This is a genomic window from Nocardia sp. 2TAF39 (genome assembly GCF_052114905.1).
In the GTDB taxonomy this organism is placed as follows: Bacteria; Actinomycetota; Actinomycetes; order Mycobacteriales; family Mycobacteriaceae; genus Nocardia.
In genome coordinates this window covers 14580-29152 of sequence record NZ_JBFRFQ010000035.1, presented here as the reverse complement: position 1 = coordinate 29152, position 14573 = coordinate 14580, and the positions used below count along the sequence as shown (strand labels likewise).

The window sequence follows — 14573 nt, the reverse complement described above, 5'->3', positions numbered from 1 at the left end:
TCTGACCGAACCTCGGCACCTGGCGTCGGGGAAGTACGTCAGGGTCCGCGCCCGGGCAGAGACCGCGCGGCACTCGCTCGCTCAGGGCTAGAAGATTCCGCCCAGCGACTCGTCTCTGGCTTGCGAGAAGTCCTCCTCGTGCTCGGCGAGGTAGGACTCCCACGCCTGCTTGTCCCATATCTCCAGGAAATCGACCGAGCCGATCACCACGCAGTCCCGTTGCAGGTTGGCGTAGCGACGATGGTCGGCCGACAACACGATCCGACCCTGCGCGTCCGGACGTTGCTCGTCCGTTCCGGCCGCGAGCGCCCGGACGAACGCGCGTGCCTGCGGATTGCTTCGAGACGCGGCCGCGGCCCGCCGGGCGAGCGCGGTGAACTCTTCCTTGGGGTACACGGCAAGGCTGTGGTCCTGACCCTTCGTGACCATCAACCCTCCCGCCAGATCGTCTCGAAACTTCGCAGGCAACGTGAGTCGCCCCTTGTCGTCCAAGCGCGGTGTGTAGGTACCGAGAAACATCTCGATACCTCCCTAGTCGATCACCTCGCTGGTCGGCCCTTTCAGTAACTGCGCGCTCCACATTACCCCACTTTCCCCCACTTTCAATCGAAACATGCGGTGATCTGGCTCCCGACCCAGATGATTCCGCAGGTCATCCCAGCTATCACTGGGGTGGAGAACTTCTTGCGAGTTCTGCCGACACGCGCAGGCCCCCTGACTAAACCTCCGAAAACACCCAGCAAACCCTCTCGTGCAGCCCTGCCCAACCGGTGCGTGGGGCGTTGTGGGGATGGGGGTGGGGAGGTGTGGGGAGCCTCGGAACTCCCCCGCGCGAAGATCATCTGAGCGACACCCGTCAACAGGCGTGAGACGGCGACGCCGCACCATCTCGGTGCGGCGTCGCCGTCTGTGCTGCCGATATCAGGTCACGGGGCGAGCTATTCCTGCTCGAACCGCCGCCGGAACCGGTCTTCCATACGCTCGGAAAAACCACCGGACTTGCGCTGGCGCCCGCGTCCGCTCGATCCGCCGCCCGGGCCACCGGAGGCGGCATCGCCGCCCGACCGGTCGTTCTTGGCGGTGCTCTTGGAGCTGCCGAGCAGCAGGAGCACGCCCGCACCGAACATGACGATGAAACCGATCAGGCTGATGATCGGGAAGCCGCCGGGCTTCACGGGTGCTGCGATGCCGGCGACCAGAAGAAATAGGCCGAGGACGAACAACGCCGCGGCCTGGAGTCTGCGACGACTCGAGGTCGAACGAAGCCGCCCACCGCGGACGGACGAGGCGAACTTTGGATCCTCAGCATAGAGAGCGCTCTCGATCTGTTCGAGCATGCGCTGCTCGTGCTCGGAGAGTGGCACGGTACCTCCCCCGGCACTAGGACGTGGCTGTCGCCTCCGGGTAGGCGACAGATAGCCGACCTTGGCGGCTATCTGTCACCAATGATACGAGTTAGATCAGGGCCGTACCACCTACTCGCCGATAACTAAGCGGTCATGCCGCCGGTCCATCCCGGCGCGGGTCGCAACCTGACCGAGGCGGACAGCAGATCTTCCACATCATGGAGGAATGCGCCCACCCGCGAAGAGAACTCATCGGCCTCGAGATCGTCGACATCCCGGTCCAGCCCCGCCTCCAGCGCAGCGCGGATCTCCGAGCGCGAACTGAAGTAGTCCGACCACATCACGAACTCGGGCGCGGCGCGCTGCATGAGCACCCATGCGTTCCGCGAGCGCGCCCGGGGCGCGGCGTCAGCGCCCGTGAGCGCGAGCACCGCGCCCGCACCGCGCAACGCGGCCAGGTAGGCGGTGCGGAACCGTTCGCGCGGATCCCGCTCCCCCGCCGCCTGCATGAGCAAACCGTCCGCCCGCTGCAGCAGCTTGCCGGCCCGGCCGGGCTGCCCCGGATTTTCCACTCGACCAGACATCAGCCGTCCCTCCACAATCGCGCACCGCAGCCCGTACTTACGCTGAGGCGGCGTGCCACACCGCTTTCCAGCACCGCGCGGACCGAACAGGTATTCGAACGTTTGAATTGAGCTTGAATATAGAGACGCCCACCGACAAACTTCCGCGCCTGCGCGGCCGACGAGAGCCATGACCGCCGTCAAGCCCAATCACACCCCCGCACCCGCCGTCGTCGACCTCTCGGTCAGGGACTTGCGCTCCCGGCTGCACGACGCGCTGGCGGTCTATGTCGCGGCGATGGACTATCCCCGCGGCACCGAGCACCATCGCGCGCCGATGTGGACCGAGCACACCACCCGGCCCGGTTGGCAGGCGGTGGCCGCCGTGGTGCCCGACGACTCCGGTCACATCGATCTGCGCTCCGCCCCCATCGTGGCGATCGCCTACGGCTACCGCGGCGCCGCCCACCAGTGGTGGCACCAGCAGGTACACAGCGGGATGCGCCGCTCCGGCTGGCCGGAACACTCCGCGCGAGAACTGCTCTCGGACTATTTCGAGCTCACCGAACTGCATGTGCATCCGTCCGCGCAAGGCCTCGGCATCGGTGCCACGCTGCTCGAACGGCTGCTGAGCGGCCGGACCGAGCGCGCGGTGCTGCTGTCGACGCCGGAGGTCGATCGCGAGGACAACCGCGCCTGGCGGCTCTACCGCAGGCAGGGATTCACCGACGTGGTGCGGAATTTCGTGTTCGCAGGCGATAATCGGCCGTTCGCGATCCTCGGCAGGAGACTGCCGCTGTGAGGGTCACGTGACGGTAGTCGTCGTCGGCTCAGGCCACAATGCCCTCGTCGCCGCGTGCTATCTGGCACGCGCCGGGCATGCGGTCGAGGTACTCGAACGCGACGAGGTGCTCGGCAGCGCCGTGTCGACGGTGGAACGGTTCGTCGGCCATCGAGTCGATCGAGGTTCCTCGGCGCACATCATGATCCGGCACACCGGGATCATCGCCGAAGTCGACTCGTACGCACCCGGTTTCGCCGACTCGGTGCTACACCGGCACGTGCAGACACCGGTGGATCTCGAGCGCGAGCTGGGACTGATCGGCGGCAACGTCATGCACGTGGAGATGTCGCTGGACCAGATGATGCTGTGGCGACCGCTGCCCGAGCTGTCCGGACAGCGGGTACCCGGTGCCCCCGGGCTGTATCCGACCGGCGCGTCCACCCATCCGGGTGGCGGCGTCTCCGGTGCGAGTGGCCGCACAGCTGCCGCCTGCGCCCTCCGTGACCCGCGCCGCCACCGATTCTCCCGGTGGCGCGGGCGTTGACGAACCCGGCCGATCCGCCGCCGGCGACTGGGCGCCCCGGGGTGGCCGAGCCGTCGCTCGAACACACGGCGGAGACCACCGGGACCATCCCCGACCACCCGCTCGGACCTCGTTCGGCGCGCTTTCTGTTGCCGCTGGCCTGTGCCGCGCTGACGGTCTGCGCGCAGATCGGCTACCCGCTGACCTCCGGCGACGCGCGTGACCGGATCACGGTTGTGATCGTGCTGCTCTCCGCGGGAACTGCGCTGGCCCATGCCACGGCAATCCGGGGAATTCGCTACGCCGTCGGGTTCTCAGTGCTCGTATCCGGGCTCGGACTGCTGGCCGAAGTGGTCGGCACGGCGACGGGGGCGCCCTTCGGTTGTTACGAGTACGCGGTCGACCGGCTCGGTCCCGCGCAGCTCGGGGTGCCAGTGATCGTTGCGCTGGCCTGGACCGGCGGGGTGTACCCGGTGTGGGTGGTAGCTGGGATGGTGTCCCGGCGGACGGCGTCGCGTATCGCTCTGACCGCGGTCGGCGCGGTGGGCTGGGATCTGTTCCTCGACCCGCAAATGGTTGCCGACGCGCAGTGGACCTGGTGCGACACCGACTCGGGGCTGCCCGGGCTCGGACAGATCCCGTACACGAACTATCTGGGGTGGTTCGGCGTCGCGCTCATCATGGCCGGTCTGCTCGCGGTGTGGGAGCAAACGGCGCCCGATGCTGCCCCGGCTGGTGGCCGCGTGACCACGTTCGCCGTCCCGATCGCGATGTTTCTGTGGACATGGCTCGGGTCGGCGCTGGCACACGCGGTGTTCCTGGGCCTTCCGTATTCCGGGTGGTATGGCCTCGCCGGTATGGGTGTTCTCGGCGTCCCGCTTCTGGTTCTGTCGGCCCGGTCGCGGCGCTGACCTGACCCGATGCGCCGGCCGCGCCACGCCGACGCGCGGGTTGCGACCGTCGCGTGGCATTCGGGACATCTGGCCTGGCACGATGTCACCCGTGCAGCCGAGTCCCGTCACCACGATGCCCGATGCCCCGGTACTTCCGCAGCAGCGGACACCACGCCGCGGCGTGCGTATCGCCGCGGCCGTCCTGCTGGCGGCGTTGCTCGCCCCGGTACTCGCGGGCTGCTTGCGGGTCCAGGTTTCGATGGGTCTCTCGTCCAACGACCGGGTGTCCGGTCGGATCGTCGCCGCCGTCGTGCCCGCCGACCCCAACGACAAGGGCCCGCAACTGAAGGCGCCTGAGACGCTTGCCGCGAAAGTACGGGTGGAGGCGTACGCGCAGGACGGTTATACCGGCAGCCAGGTGTTCTTCGATGATCTGTCGTTCGGTGAGGTGCAGCAGCTCGGGCAGCTGTCCGAGCAGACCCAGGGGATGTTCCAGCTGCAGTTCCAGCGGACCGGCGATCTGGTCAGCCTCACCGGCCGGGTCGATCTGAAATCCGTTCCGCCGCACGGTTCCGACGTGCAGTTCACCATCGCGTTCCCGGCCCGCGTCGCGAAGACCAACGGCAGCCGCGAGGGCGACAACATCGTCTCCTGGAAACTGCCGCCCGGCGACGTCTCCACGCTGCGCGCCGAGGTCAGCTACGCCGATCCGAACACCCGCTCGTTCGCGGGCTGGGCGGGCATCGTCGGCGGCATCACCCTGGCCGTGGCCGCCATCATCGCCGCTATGTCATACATGGATCGCAACCCCGCCGCGCGCGGCGCACCCGAAGCCGGTTTCTCCCTGAACCGATGGTGGCGCTCGGTGACGCGAAATCGCTGAGCGGTTGGTCGGTGCGCCGGGATAGCGTGGCGCACATGGTGAGTTCCGATCGGCCGAAAACCTCGTCCGCGACCTCGATCCCCGTGACGTGTGCTGCGGCGCTCGCGGCGCTGGGCGCGGGAATCGCCCTCTACAATCGAATCACCGTACGCCGTTTGGCCAGTACGCCCACCACAGTGATCGAGCCGGTCACGGTGTGCGTCCCGGCGCGCGACGAGGCCGATCGGCTACCCGGATTGATCGCTGATCTGCGCGCCCAGGTGCGCATCCCGCGCATGTCCGTGCGCATCCTCGACGACGCATCGAGCGACGACACCTCCGCTGCCGCGAGCGCGACGATCGACGGCGACTCGCGATTCACCCTGCTGCGCACCGAGTCGGAACCCTCGCCCGACTGGACCGGCAAGACCGCCGCATGCGCCCGGCTGGCCGAGGAGGTGCACACGCCGGTGCTGGTCTTCCTGGACGCCGATGTGCGCCTCGCGCCCGCCGCCATCGCGGCGGCGGTCGGCGAATTGCGCAGGCGACGTGTCGATCTGGTGTCGCCGTGGCCGCTGCAGCTGGCCGGGTCGGTGGTCGAAGCCGTGCTGCAACCGCTGCTGTGCTGGTCGTGGGCCGCGACGCTGCCGATCACCGCCGCCAATCGCAGCCCGCGCCCGTCCACGGCGGTGGCCTGCGGCCAGTTCTTGGTGTTCGACAACGCCGCCTACCGCGCCGTCGGGGGGCACGCCGCAGTGTCCGCGGCTGTGACCGAAGACCTCGATCTCGCCCGAATTCTGCGCCGGGCCGAGCATTCCACCGCAGTGGTGGCCGCGGGGCCGCTGGCGCGAACCAGAATGTATCGAGGCGCGGCCGAACTGGACGCGGGCTACACCCGCTGGCTGTGGTCGGCCTATGGCGGCACTATTCCCGGCGGGGCGGCGGTGGGACTGCTTGCTGCCCTCGCGTATTGGGTGCCGCCGGTGGCGGCGATGCTCGGCAGAGGCGCGATCCGCCGCGCTGGCTTGCTCGGCTATCTCGCCGCCGTCATGAGCAGGCTGCTTGCCCGTTCCACGGAGACCGGCGGCCCGCTCGCGGGCGCGGACGTCGTTGCCGCCCTGGCGCATCCGATCTCGGTCGGGGCGTATCTTCTGCTATGGGTGCGCTCGCACCGCGCCCGCCGCCAGGGCATCTTGCGCTGGAAAGGCCGCCCGCTCGGATCCGGGTAGCGGGCCGCTGAAAGCACACCCCCACAGCGGTCGCGTTCCGCCAGCGGGACGGTCACGGGACCGCGAAGATTCCGACCGTCGGTGGGAAGAAGCAGAACCCGGACGGACACCCGCCACCGCCGGTGCGCGACATAAGGGTGTTGTCCAGGCGGAATGCCGCCGCGGTCGAGTACCGGAACTGGTCGATGCCGAATGCACGCACCGCCGTTGTCTCCCAGCACCGGCGAGGGCGTAGGCTGCATCGGGCCCTATGGCGTTCGGTGACCTGCACCGTAATCGGGCTTACGCGCCGGAGATGCTCACCCCCGCCGACAGCGCACATTTAGCTACCGCAAAGTTCCGCTGAATCCGCGAGCGGCAAGGTCTACGTTCACGGTGATTGCTTCTCTTGTTCCAGGGTTCACTTACTGGGCATGATGATTCGGCTCGACCCCGGTATCGGCTGACCGAGGGTCGACATCAACCATCCAGAGCGACCGAGAGACCTGGCTCGTCGACGTCGCAGCAACCCCCCGGTCACCGGGTGCGGGTGCTTCTGCCGGGACCGATGGAGGAACCGAAGTGATCATCTCTACTGCCCGCGGCCTCCGCTGGGCCCGTCGCCACATCGACCAGTGCAAAGTCACCTCCGCGAGCTGTCGTAGCTGCCCCTCCCACAGCCAGCCTGTGCACCCGTCGCTGGCCGGGTGATGCGACCGCCACCCCCGGCGTTGTCTCGTTCGTTCCCCCCAGAAGGACCCCGTCATGAGTGCGTTCGCCGCACCCGAAGCCGGGCAAGGCGCTCCGGACGCCACGACGCCCGGCAAGCCCGACGCCATCGCCGCACCTCCCCCGTCCACCGCAGCGCCCATCGTCGCCAAGACCCGCCACCCCTGGCGCTGGGTAATCAGCGCCATCGCGCTCATCCTGCTCGTCCGATTCGTGCGCAACCTCGCCCCCATTCCGGCTGGGACCCGCCCATTCGCGCAGTACATCACGGGCTGAGCCGATGACATCACAGCTATCGACCGCGGTACTGCGCGTGCACCGCGTGGCCCAGACCGATCTGCTCGCCGCAGCGCTGCTCGCCGAGCTCGCCATCGAATACAGCAGCCGCTACGGCCGCACGCCAGGGGAGGTGAATACCTCGCTGCGCAACCACCCGGCCTCGGCGTTCACGCCGCCGCACGGCGCCATGCTGATCGTCACCAGGGACGGAGAAGCGGTGGCCGGTGGTGCCTTTCAGCGCTACGACACCGAAACCGCCGAGCTGAAGCGGATCTGGACCTCCCGCGAGCACCGCAGGCAAGGGCTGGGGCGATTCGTACTCGACCATCTGGAGACCGAGATCGCGCGCCGCGGCTACCGGCGCATCTACCTCACCACCGGTCCGCGTCAGCCCGAGGCCGTCGGCCTCTACCTCGCCGCCGGATACACCGCCTGCTACGACCCGCACCTGCCCGCGGAACAGATCGGCCAACACCCGTTCGAGAAATATCTGCCCGCCGACGCCCTGGGAGCGACCGCATGAAGTTCCTGCTGTTCACCCTCGTCACGCGGGTACCGGATCCGAACACCGGCACGCTGCCCGACACCCGCGAGCGCCTGCGCACCGTCGTCGAACAGGCCCGGCTCGCCGAGGAACTCGGCTACGACGGGTTCGCCGTCGGCGAGCGGCACGAGGATCCGTTCCTGTCCGCGGCGCCGCCGGTGATCCTCAGCCATCTCGCCGCCGTCACCTCCCGGATCACACTGTTCACCGCAGTGACCACGCTGAGCCTGCTGGATCCGGTGCGCGCCTTCGAGGACTACTCGACACTGGACAACCTGTCCGGCGGACGGCTGGAGCTGATCATCGGCAAGGGCAACGGTGCCGCGCAAGCGCAGCTGTTCCACGTCACCACCGACGACCAGTGGGACCGCAACCGCGAAGGCTATGAGCTGCTACGTGCGCTGTGGGCCAGTGACAGCGTCACCTGGGCCGGACGATTCCGTCCGCCGCTGCAGGAGGCCAAGGCGCTGCCGCGGCCGTGCCAGCCGAAGATTCGGATCTGGCACGGCAGCGCCACCAGCCGCGAATCGGTGGAACTCGCCGCGCGCCACGGTGATCCGCTGTTCTCGGCGAACGTCACCAATCCGATCGAGCCGTACGCCGAGCTGGTGCGCCACTACCGGGAGCGGTGGGCGTTCTACGGACACGACCCGGCCGACGCGCTCGTCGGCGCGGGCACCACCGGATTCCACGTGGCACGCACCTCCCAAGAGGCGCGCGAGACCTACCGGCCGATTTTCGAAGCGCGGCTGACGTCGGCGCGCAGGCTCGACCTGCCCATCGTGTTCGAAACGCTGGACGACTTCGTCGCCCGCAGCTCGGCCCTGATCGGCAGTCCCGAAGAAGTGGTCGACAAGGTCGGCCGCCAGCATGAGCGGCTCGGCCACGAGGTGATCCACCTGGCCGCCGAACGCGACGGACGCAGCGAGCGGCAGTACCTGGACAGCCTCGCGCTCTTCCAGGCCGAGGTCGCGCCCGAACTGCGCCGGCGCATTCCCAGCCGACCGTTGGCGACCGGCGTCGCCGCCCCCGATCCCGCCTCGAACGACGAGCTCGTCCGCACCGAAATATCTGGAGTTGCACCGTGATCCGAACCGACCGAATCGTCGCGCTCGCCGGCGCGCTCGCCGCGGCCACCACCGTGGCCGCCTGCGGCAGTGATTCGGCCACATCCGGCGGCGATGCGGGCCCGCCGCGACCGGGTGGCACCCTGCGCTACGGCCTGTCCCAGGCGCCGACCTGCTCGGACCCAGCGCAGGCGGGAACCAACCAAACCCTCTACGTGACACGGCAGATCGTCGACTCCCTGACCGACCAGGACCCGGCGACCGGTGAGCTGAAGCCGTGGCTGGCGCAGAACTGGGAGGTGACCCCGGACGCCACGGTGTTCACCTTCCACCTGACCGAGGGCGTCACCTTCAGCGACGGCACGCCGCTCACCGCGGACTCGGTGCGCAACACACTCGATTCGATCGTCAAGCTCGGCTCGGCCAAATCGCCGCTGGGCGCCAGCTATCTCACCAACTACACCGGCACCACCGCCGTCGACCGGCTCACCGCACGGGTGGAGTTCAGCAAGCCCAACGCGCAGTTCCTGCAGGCATCCTCGACCACCCAACTGGGCATCCTGGCCGACGTGACCACGGCCGAGCCCGCGGAGCAACGCTGCCGCGGCGACAACGTCGGCAGCGGGCCGTTCACCTACACGAGCTACCGCCAGGACGCCTCGGCGACGCTCGCCAAACGCGCGGGCTACCACTGGGGTTCGGCGGTGTTCGCGCACCGCGGCGAGGCCTACCTCGACAAGATCGAGTTCACCGTAGTGCCCGAATCCGGGGTGCGCACCGGCAGCCTGGCCTCCGGGCAGCTGGACGCGATCAGCGACGCGCTGCCGCAGGACGCGCCACAGATCGAGGCAGCAGGTGGACGGGTGCTCAGCACCGCCAACCCGGGTGTGCCGTTCGGCTTCCAGACCAATGTCACCCGCGGGCCACTGCGCGATCCCGCGGTGCGTCAGTCGCTGCTGCCCGCGATCGACCGCAAACAGCTCGTGGACACCGTGCTCGGCCCGCAATTCAAATCCGCGACCAGCACGCTGGCGAGCAGCACACCCGGCTACGAGGACCTCTCGGCGCAGCTGGCCTATGACCCCGCCAAGGCGCGCGCCCTTCTCGACCAGGCGGGCTGGGTGCCCGGCGGCGACGGCATCCGAGCGAAGAACGGTGAGCGACTCTCGTTCTCGGTGCTCTTCAGTCAGGTGTTCGCGGGCAACCAGGCGATCATCGAACTGGTGCAGCAGCAGCTGCGGCAGGTCGGCGTCGAACTGAAACTGGATCTGGTATCGGTCGCGGAAACCACGGCGCGGCAGAACACCAAGGACTTCGACGCCGCCTACTACAACTCCACCCGCGCCGACGGCGACATCCTGCGCACCACCTTCGGTGTCGACGGCCGCAACCTCAACGCGCGCGAGCGCATCCCCGCGCTCGACGACGTGCTGGAAAAGCAGCTGAGCACCGCGGACACCGCCGCGCGCAACGCGCTCATCCGCACCGCGCAGCAGCACATCCTCGATGCCGGGCTGTGGATTCCGACCATCGAGCTATCCCAGGCGATCGGCGCGAGCGCGTCCGCCCAGGATCTGAAGTTCGAAGCCTCCGCGCGCCTCCAGTTCTTCGACGCCTGGCTGAGCGGGCGGTAGACGTGCCGCGCTATCTGGCCCTGCGGGCGCTGCAGGCGATCTGGGTGCTGTGGGCGGCGTTCACCGTGTCGTTCGTCGTGCTCTACCTGCTGCCCGCCGACCCGGTCTCGATCGCGGCCGACGGTGGCGGAGTAGGTACACCGGTGGACAAAGCCGCCATCGCCGAGCTGCAGGCCCGGTACGGACTGGATCGACCGCTGTGGGAGCAGTATCGGACCGCGCTCGGGCACGCCGTCCACGGCGATCTCGGGCATTCCATCGCGACCGGGCAGCCGGTCACCGACGCCATCGGCGACGCCATTCCGGCCACCCTCGGATTGACCGGCACCGCCCTGCTCTTCGCGATCCTCGGCGGTGTGACGTCGGCGTTCGCGGCGACTTATATCCGCCGTCCGTGGCTGCGCAACGCCTTGTCCGCGCTGCCCTCGCTCGGGGTGTCGGTGCCGACCTTCTGGACCGGACTGCTCCTGCTGCAACTGTTCTCGTTCCACTGGCGGCTCGTGCCTGCGTTCGGTGGACACGGCGTCGCCGGCACCGTGCTGCCCGCACTCACCCTGGCCGTGCCGATCGGCGCGGTGATCGCGCAGGTACTCACGGTCGGGCTCGAAACCACCTGGCGACAGCCGTTCGTCGACGTGGCGCTGGCCAAGGGCGGGTCGCGCTGGTGGGTGCAACGCACCCACGTGCTGCGCCCGGCCAGCGTGCCCGCGTTCACCATCGCGGGCGTCCTGGTCGGCAATATGCTCGCCGGATCGGTGGTGGTGGAGACGGTGTTCGCCCGCCAGGGCGTGGGACGGCTCACCCAGACCGCCGTTCTGGCCCAGGACATCCCGGTGGTACAGGGCATCGTCCTGTTCACGTCGGTGGTGTTCGTCAGCGTGAACCTCGTGGTGGATCTGCTGTATCCGCTGCTCGACCCACGTATTGCCGCGCGGTCCCGTTCCGCCGCCCCGGACCGGCGGAACGAGACCGAGCACACCGCCACGACAGCCGCCGCCGAGGAGGCGATCATCCGTGCCTGACGCACTCGACTTCCCCGAACGTACAGCGACACGCCGCGCGCCGAGCACGCACTTCGCCGAAGGGGTACCCGCCCATGGTTGACGCGATCGAGGAACGCCGCAATCTGCACCGACCGTTCCTGCTCTGGAAGTTGTTGCGGGACAATATCGGACTGGTGGTGGCGGGCGCGGTCGCGCTACTCGCCGTAGGGTGGGCGCTGACACCGTCGGTGTTCGCCGGCGGCGACCCGCTGACCGGCGTGCCCGCGCAGAAGTTCCAGGCGCCGGGTGCCGAACACTGGTTCGGCACCGACAATCTCGGACGGGACCTATACACCCGAATGGTGCACGGTGCCGGACTCTCACTGACCGCGACCCTCGCCGCGGTAGGCATCGCCCTTGTCGCCGGGTCGGTCCTCGGTCTGCTTTCGGGCGCGATCGGCGGTGTCGTCGACACGATCGTCATGCGGGTGGTCGACGTGCTGCTGTCCATCCCAGCGTTGCTGCTGTCGCTGGCGCTGGTGACCGCGCTCGGCTTCGGCACCCGCAATGTGGCCGTCGCGGTGGGTGTTTCGCTGGTGGCCAACTTCGCACGAGTCATGCGTTCGGAGGTGCTGCGGGTTCGCCAGGTGGTGTACGTGGAGGCGGCCCATGCCGCGGGCGTTCGCTGGTACACGGTGCTGGCCCGGCACGTGCTGCCCAATTCCTACCAGCCGGTGCTGGCACTGGCGGCGGTCGAGTTCGGCATGGCCGTGCTCTCGGTGTCGGCGCTGAGCTTCCTCGGCTACGGCGCGAAACCGCCTACGCCGGAATGGGGCTCGCTGATCTCGGAGGGCCGCAACTATCTGGCCACCGCCTGGTGGATGACCACGCTTCCCGGCCTGGTGATCGTCGCCGTGGTCCTCGCCGCCCAGCGCCTCGGCCGCGCTGTCGGAAGGAGCGAAAACCTATGAACGACACCAATTCTCCGAGCGTAACGGCCGACACCGCGACTTCGTTGCTGCGCGTCGACGATCTGCGCGTCCGTTATCGGTCCGACTCGGGGCCGGTCACCGCGCTGGCCGGTGTCTCACTCAGCGTGGCTCGCGGCGAGGTGGTGGCGCTGGTCGGCGAGTCCGGCTCCGGCAAGTCCACCCTCGCTCAGGCGGTGATCGGGCTGCTCGGCGCGACCGGCGAGATCATCGGAGGAACCGTCACCTTCGATGGTGCGGTCGTCGACACCGACTCGGAGCGCGCGCTGCGCCGACTACGTGGGGCCAGGATCGGCTTCGTCCCCCAGGATCCCGGGTTGTCGCTGAATCCGGTGCGGCGAGTCGGCGATCAGGTGGCCGAAGCGCTGGTGGTGCACGGGATGGCCGAACGGCGGGCAGCGCGGGTGCGGGCGGTCGACCTGCTGGCCGACGCCGGGCTGGACCGCCCGGAACTGCGGGCGGCGCAGTATCCGCACGAGCTGTCCGGTGGGCAGCGCCAGCGTGTGCTGATCGCGACCGCGCTGGCCTGCGAGCCGGACCTGGTGATCGCCGACGAGCCCACCAGCGCTCTCGACACCACCGTCGCACGCCGGGTGCTGGACGGGCTCGCGGCGCAGATCTCGGCGCGCGGCACCGCGGTGCTGCTGATCACCCACGACCTGGCGGTGGCCGCCGAGCGTGCGGATCGGCTCGTCGTGCTCAGCGGCGGCGAGGTCGTGGAGACCGGCCCGACCGCCGACCTGCTCGCCGCACCTCGGCACCCGTTCACGAAGCGCCTGCTGGCCGCTTCGCCGAGCCTCGCACCCGCAGGCGCCTACCGCACGCCCAGGGCGCGCGAGGGCGAGCCGCTGCTCGTCCTGCGTCAGGTGCACAAGACATACCCCCACCGAGGTGGCGCGGTGACCGCCGTGGCGGGAGTCGGGTTCGAGCTCGACCGCGGCGAAACCCTGTCGCTGGTCGGCGAATCCGGGTCGGGCAAGTCGACCACGGCCAGGATCGCGCTGCGGCTCACCGAACCCGACAGCGGCGAGGTCACCTTCGACGGACAGGCGCTGACGAAGGCGCGCGGCGAGCGGCTGCGGGTGCTGCGCAAGCGATTCCAGGTGGTGTACCAGAACCCGTACGCCTCGCTGGATCCGCGCTGGCGGGTCGGGTCGATCATCGAGGAGCCGCTGCGGGCGTTCGGCGTCGGGGACCGATCGGCCAGGCGGGACCGAGTGGCCGAGTTGCTCGAGCAGGTCGCGTTACCGACCGGATTCGCACGGCGCAGCCCCGCCGAGCTCTCCGGCGGACAGCGCCAACGCGTCGCCATCGCGCGGGCACTCGCCCTGCACCCGGAGCTGCTGGTACTGGACGAACCGGTCGCCGCGCTGGACGCCTCGGTGCAGGCGCAGATCCTCGACCTGCTGGACCGCCTGCAGGCCGAGCTGGCGCTGAGCTACCTGTTCATCTCGCACGATCTCGCGGTGGTCCGCCGGATCAGCGACCACGTCGCGGTGCTGCGGCGCGGCCGCATCGTCGAAGCCGGCCGCACAGCGGACATCTTCGACAACCCGCGGCACGACTACACGCGCGAACTGCTGTCGGCCATCCCCAACCCGCCCTCGCGAAGGGAGCATCCTGATGTCTGAGCGAACCTACTGCCCCAGCCGGGTGCCGACCAGGCCACAGTGCCGGAGCGGAGCGGAACACGCCGCGACCGACCGACTCCACACTCCGGAACCCACCACCGGCCGTCGGCCGGGCACCTGGTGGCACAGACCGAAAAAGATCGCCCTGATGGTGTACTCCGCCTTCACCAATCGGAAACGGGTCGGCACCGGCAACGAATCCTCTCCCGCGCCGCACACCGCCCGGGCCCACCACGTGGCTGCCGATGCAGGTCCGGCACGGTGGTGGCGCGCCCAATCGCGTGCGCCGCATCCCGCCGAAATGCCTCCCACTACCGCGCATGTCGGCACCGTCGCTCCGGTCCGCACGGAGAGGGAGCGGCGAGCGCGCCGGTCGTCGGACGGGCAGCACACCGCGCTGTGGCAGCACGCGCTGTTCCTCGCACCGGACGTGGCCGGTGCGGGCACTCATCTCGCGCTGCGGAACCAGATCGATGGGAAGGGCCGGTACTGATGGCCGAAGAAACCGACCAGGCATGGGCATTCGGGCGCGAGCACG

16 protein-coding genes, 2 pseudogenes and 1 riboswitch are annotated in these 14573 nt (G+C 69.1%); of the genes and pseudogenes, 14 read left to right on the top strand and 4 right to left on the bottom strand.

Annotated elements, in window-relative coordinates; all coding sequences use genetic code 11:
* Positions 1-87: 87 nt before the first annotated feature.
* The 3 genes from mraZ to AB4Z47_RS20870 form a co-directional block, all read right to left on the bottom strand.
* Positions 88-519 (bottom strand): division/cell wall cluster transcriptional repressor MraZ, encoded by a 432-nt coding sequence (gene mraZ / locus AB4Z47_RS20880; protein ID WP_039797118.1) that lies wholly within the window; start codon positions 517-519, stop codon positions 88-90.
* A 419-nt stretch (positions 520-938) separates the two neighbouring features.
* Positions 939-1364, bottom strand: a complete 426-nt coding sequence (locus tag AB4Z47_RS20875; RefSeq protein WP_441952982.1) for a DUF3040 domain-containing protein — start codon at positions 1362-1364, stop codon at positions 939-941.
* A 125-nt stretch (positions 1365-1489) separates the two neighbouring features.
* Positions 1490-1930, bottom strand: a complete 441-nt coding sequence (locus AB4Z47_RS20870; RefSeq protein WP_441952981.1) for an SAV_6107 family HEPN domain-containing protein — start codon at positions 1928-1930, stop codon at positions 1490-1492.
* A gap of 169 nt (positions 1931-2099) precedes the next feature.
* Between AB4Z47_RS20870 and AB4Z47_RS20865 the strand changes: the two genes are divergently transcribed.
* The 6 genes and pseudogenes from AB4Z47_RS20865 to AB4Z47_RS20840 all read left to right on the top strand — a co-directional run bounded on the left by AB4Z47_RS20865 (position 2100) and on the right by AB4Z47_RS20840 (position 6200).
* Positions 2100-2711: a GNAT family N-acetyltransferase gene (locus AB4Z47_RS20865; protein WP_441952980.1), complete on the top strand. Its 612-nt coding sequence runs from the start codon at positions 2100-2102 to the stop codon at positions 2709-2711.
* 7 nt (positions 2712-2718) lie between these two features.
* Positions 2719-2883 (top strand): annotated as a pseudogene (locus AB4Z47_RS20860) (NAD(P)-binding protein); the annotation flags it as partial.
* A gap of 27 nt (positions 2884-2910) precedes the next feature.
* Positions 2911-3237 (top strand): annotated as a pseudogene (locus AB4Z47_RS20855) (phytoene desaturase family protein); the annotation flags it as partial.
* A gap of 86 nt (positions 3238-3323) precedes the next feature.
* Positions 3324-4127, top strand: coding sequence for a carotenoid biosynthesis protein (locus AB4Z47_RS20850; protein WP_441953020.1), 804 nt, complete (start codon positions 3324-3326; stop codon positions 4125-4127).
* Between the two features lie 115 nt (positions 4128-4242).
* Positions 4243-4992: an LppM family (lipo)protein gene (locus AB4Z47_RS20845; protein WP_441953019.1), complete on the top strand. Its 750-nt coding sequence runs from the start codon at positions 4243-4245 to the stop codon at positions 4990-4992.
* Between the two features lie 35 nt (positions 4993-5027).
* Positions 5028-6200: a glycosyltransferase gene (locus AB4Z47_RS20840; protein ID WP_441952979.1), complete on the top strand. Its 1173-nt coding sequence runs from the start codon at positions 5028-5030 to the stop codon at positions 6198-6200.
* Between the two features lie 52 nt (positions 6201-6252).
* On the opposite strand, the gene AB4Z47_RS20835 is transcribed toward AB4Z47_RS20840, so the two are convergent.
* Entirely contained in the window at positions 6253-6402 is a 150-nt protein-coding gene (locus tag AB4Z47_RS20835; protein ID WP_441952978.1) for a hypothetical protein, read from the bottom strand.
* Positions 6403-6660: 258 nt separating this feature from the next.
* Positions 6661-6754: riboswitch (SAM riboswitch) on the top strand.
* A gap of 190 nt (positions 6755-6944) precedes the next feature.
* Here AB4Z47_RS20835 and AB4Z47_RS20830 point away from each other — a divergent pair.
* From AB4Z47_RS20830 to AB4Z47_RS20795, 8 genes are all read left to right on the top strand, one after another.
* A complete protein-coding gene (locus tag AB4Z47_RS20830; protein ID WP_441952977.1) occupies positions 6945-7184 on the top strand; it encodes a hypothetical protein in 240 nt (79 codons plus the stop codon).
* Between the two features lie 4 nt (positions 7185-7188).
* The gene (locus AB4Z47_RS20825; RefSeq protein WP_441952976.1) at positions 7189-7710 is read left to right on the top strand and encodes a GNAT family N-acetyltransferase; all 522 of its coding nucleotides are present in this window, start codon (positions 7189-7191) and stop codon (positions 7708-7710) included.
* The gene (locus tag AB4Z47_RS20820; protein WP_441952975.1) at positions 7707-8819 is read left to right on the top strand and encodes an LLM class flavin-dependent oxidoreductase; all 1113 of its coding nucleotides are present in this window, start codon (positions 7707-7709) and stop codon (positions 8817-8819) included. The genes AB4Z47_RS20825 and AB4Z47_RS20820 overlap by 4 nt, the downstream gene beginning before the upstream one ends.
* Positions 8816-10432, top strand: coding sequence for an ABC transporter substrate-binding protein (locus AB4Z47_RS20815; protein ID WP_441952974.1), 1617 nt, complete (start codon positions 8816-8818; stop codon positions 10430-10432). Before AB4Z47_RS20820 ends, AB4Z47_RS20815 begins: the two co-directional genes overlap by 4 nt.
* Positions 10433-10434: 2 nt before the next feature.
* A complete protein-coding gene (locus AB4Z47_RS20810; protein ID WP_441952973.1) occupies positions 10435-11454 on the top strand; it encodes an ABC transporter permease in 1020 nt (339 codons plus the stop codon).
* Between the two features lie 74 nt (positions 11455-11528).
* On the top strand, positions 11529-12386 hold the full coding sequence (locus tag AB4Z47_RS20805; RefSeq protein ID WP_441952972.1) for an ABC transporter permease: 858 nt from the start codon (positions 11529-11531) through the stop codon (positions 12384-12386).
* Positions 12383-14035 (top strand): dipeptide ABC transporter ATP-binding protein, encoded by a 1653-nt coding sequence (locus AB4Z47_RS20800; protein WP_441952971.1) that lies wholly within the window; start codon positions 12383-12385, stop codon positions 14033-14035. The genes AB4Z47_RS20805 and AB4Z47_RS20800 overlap by 4 nt, the downstream gene beginning before the upstream one ends.
* Entirely contained in the window at positions 14028-14528 is a 501-nt protein-coding gene (locus AB4Z47_RS20795; RefSeq protein ID WP_441952970.1) for a hypothetical protein, read from the top strand. Before AB4Z47_RS20800 ends, AB4Z47_RS20795 begins: the two co-directional genes overlap by 8 nt.
* Positions 14529-14573: the final 45 nt, after the last annotated feature.

What these genes read in the sequence shown, in the direction of transcription:
- mraZ (WP_039797118.1), bottom strand. Translation starts at nt 519, where the DNA reads ATGTTTCTCGGTACCTACACACCGCGCTTGGACGACAAGGGGCGACTC.
- AB4Z47_RS20870 (WP_441952981.1), bottom strand. Translation starts at nt 1,930, where the DNA reads ATGTCTGGTCGAGTGGAAAATCCGGGGCAGCCCGGCCGGGCCGGCAAG.
- AB4Z47_RS20865 (WP_441952980.1), top strand. Translation starts at nt 2,100, where the DNA reads ATGACCGCCGTCAAGCCCAATCACACCCCCGCACCCGCCGTCGTCGAC.
- AB4Z47_RS20845 (WP_441953019.1), top strand. Translation starts at nt 4,243, where the DNA reads ATGCCCGATGCCCCGGTACTTCCGCAGCAGCGGACACCACGCCGCGGC.
- AB4Z47_RS20840 (WP_441952979.1), top strand. Translation starts at nt 5,028, where the DNA reads ATGGTGAGTTCCGATCGGCCGAAAACCTCGTCCGCGACCTCGATCCCC.
- AB4Z47_RS20830 (WP_441952977.1), top strand. Translation starts at nt 6,945, where the DNA reads ATGAGTGCGTTCGCCGCACCCGAAGCCGGGCAAGGCGCTCCGGACGCC.
- AB4Z47_RS20825 (WP_441952976.1), top strand. Translation starts at nt 7,189, where the DNA reads ATGACATCACAGCTATCGACCGCGGTACTGCGCGTGCACCGCGTGGCC.
- AB4Z47_RS20820 (WP_441952975.1), top strand. Translation starts at nt 7,707, where the DNA reads ATGAAGTTCCTGCTGTTCACCCTCGTCACGCGGGTACCGGATCCGAAC.
- AB4Z47_RS20805 (WP_441952972.1), top strand. Translation starts at nt 11,529, where the DNA reads ATGGTTGACGCGATCGAGGAACGCCGCAATCTGCACCGACCGTTCCTG.
- AB4Z47_RS20800 (WP_441952971.1), top strand. Translation starts at nt 12,383, where the DNA reads ATGAACGACACCAATTCTCCGAGCGTAACGGCCGACACCGCGACTTCG.
- AB4Z47_RS20795 (WP_441952970.1), top strand. Translation starts at nt 14,028, where the DNA reads ATGTCTGAGCGAACCTACTGCCCCAGCCGGGTGCCGACCAGGCCACAG.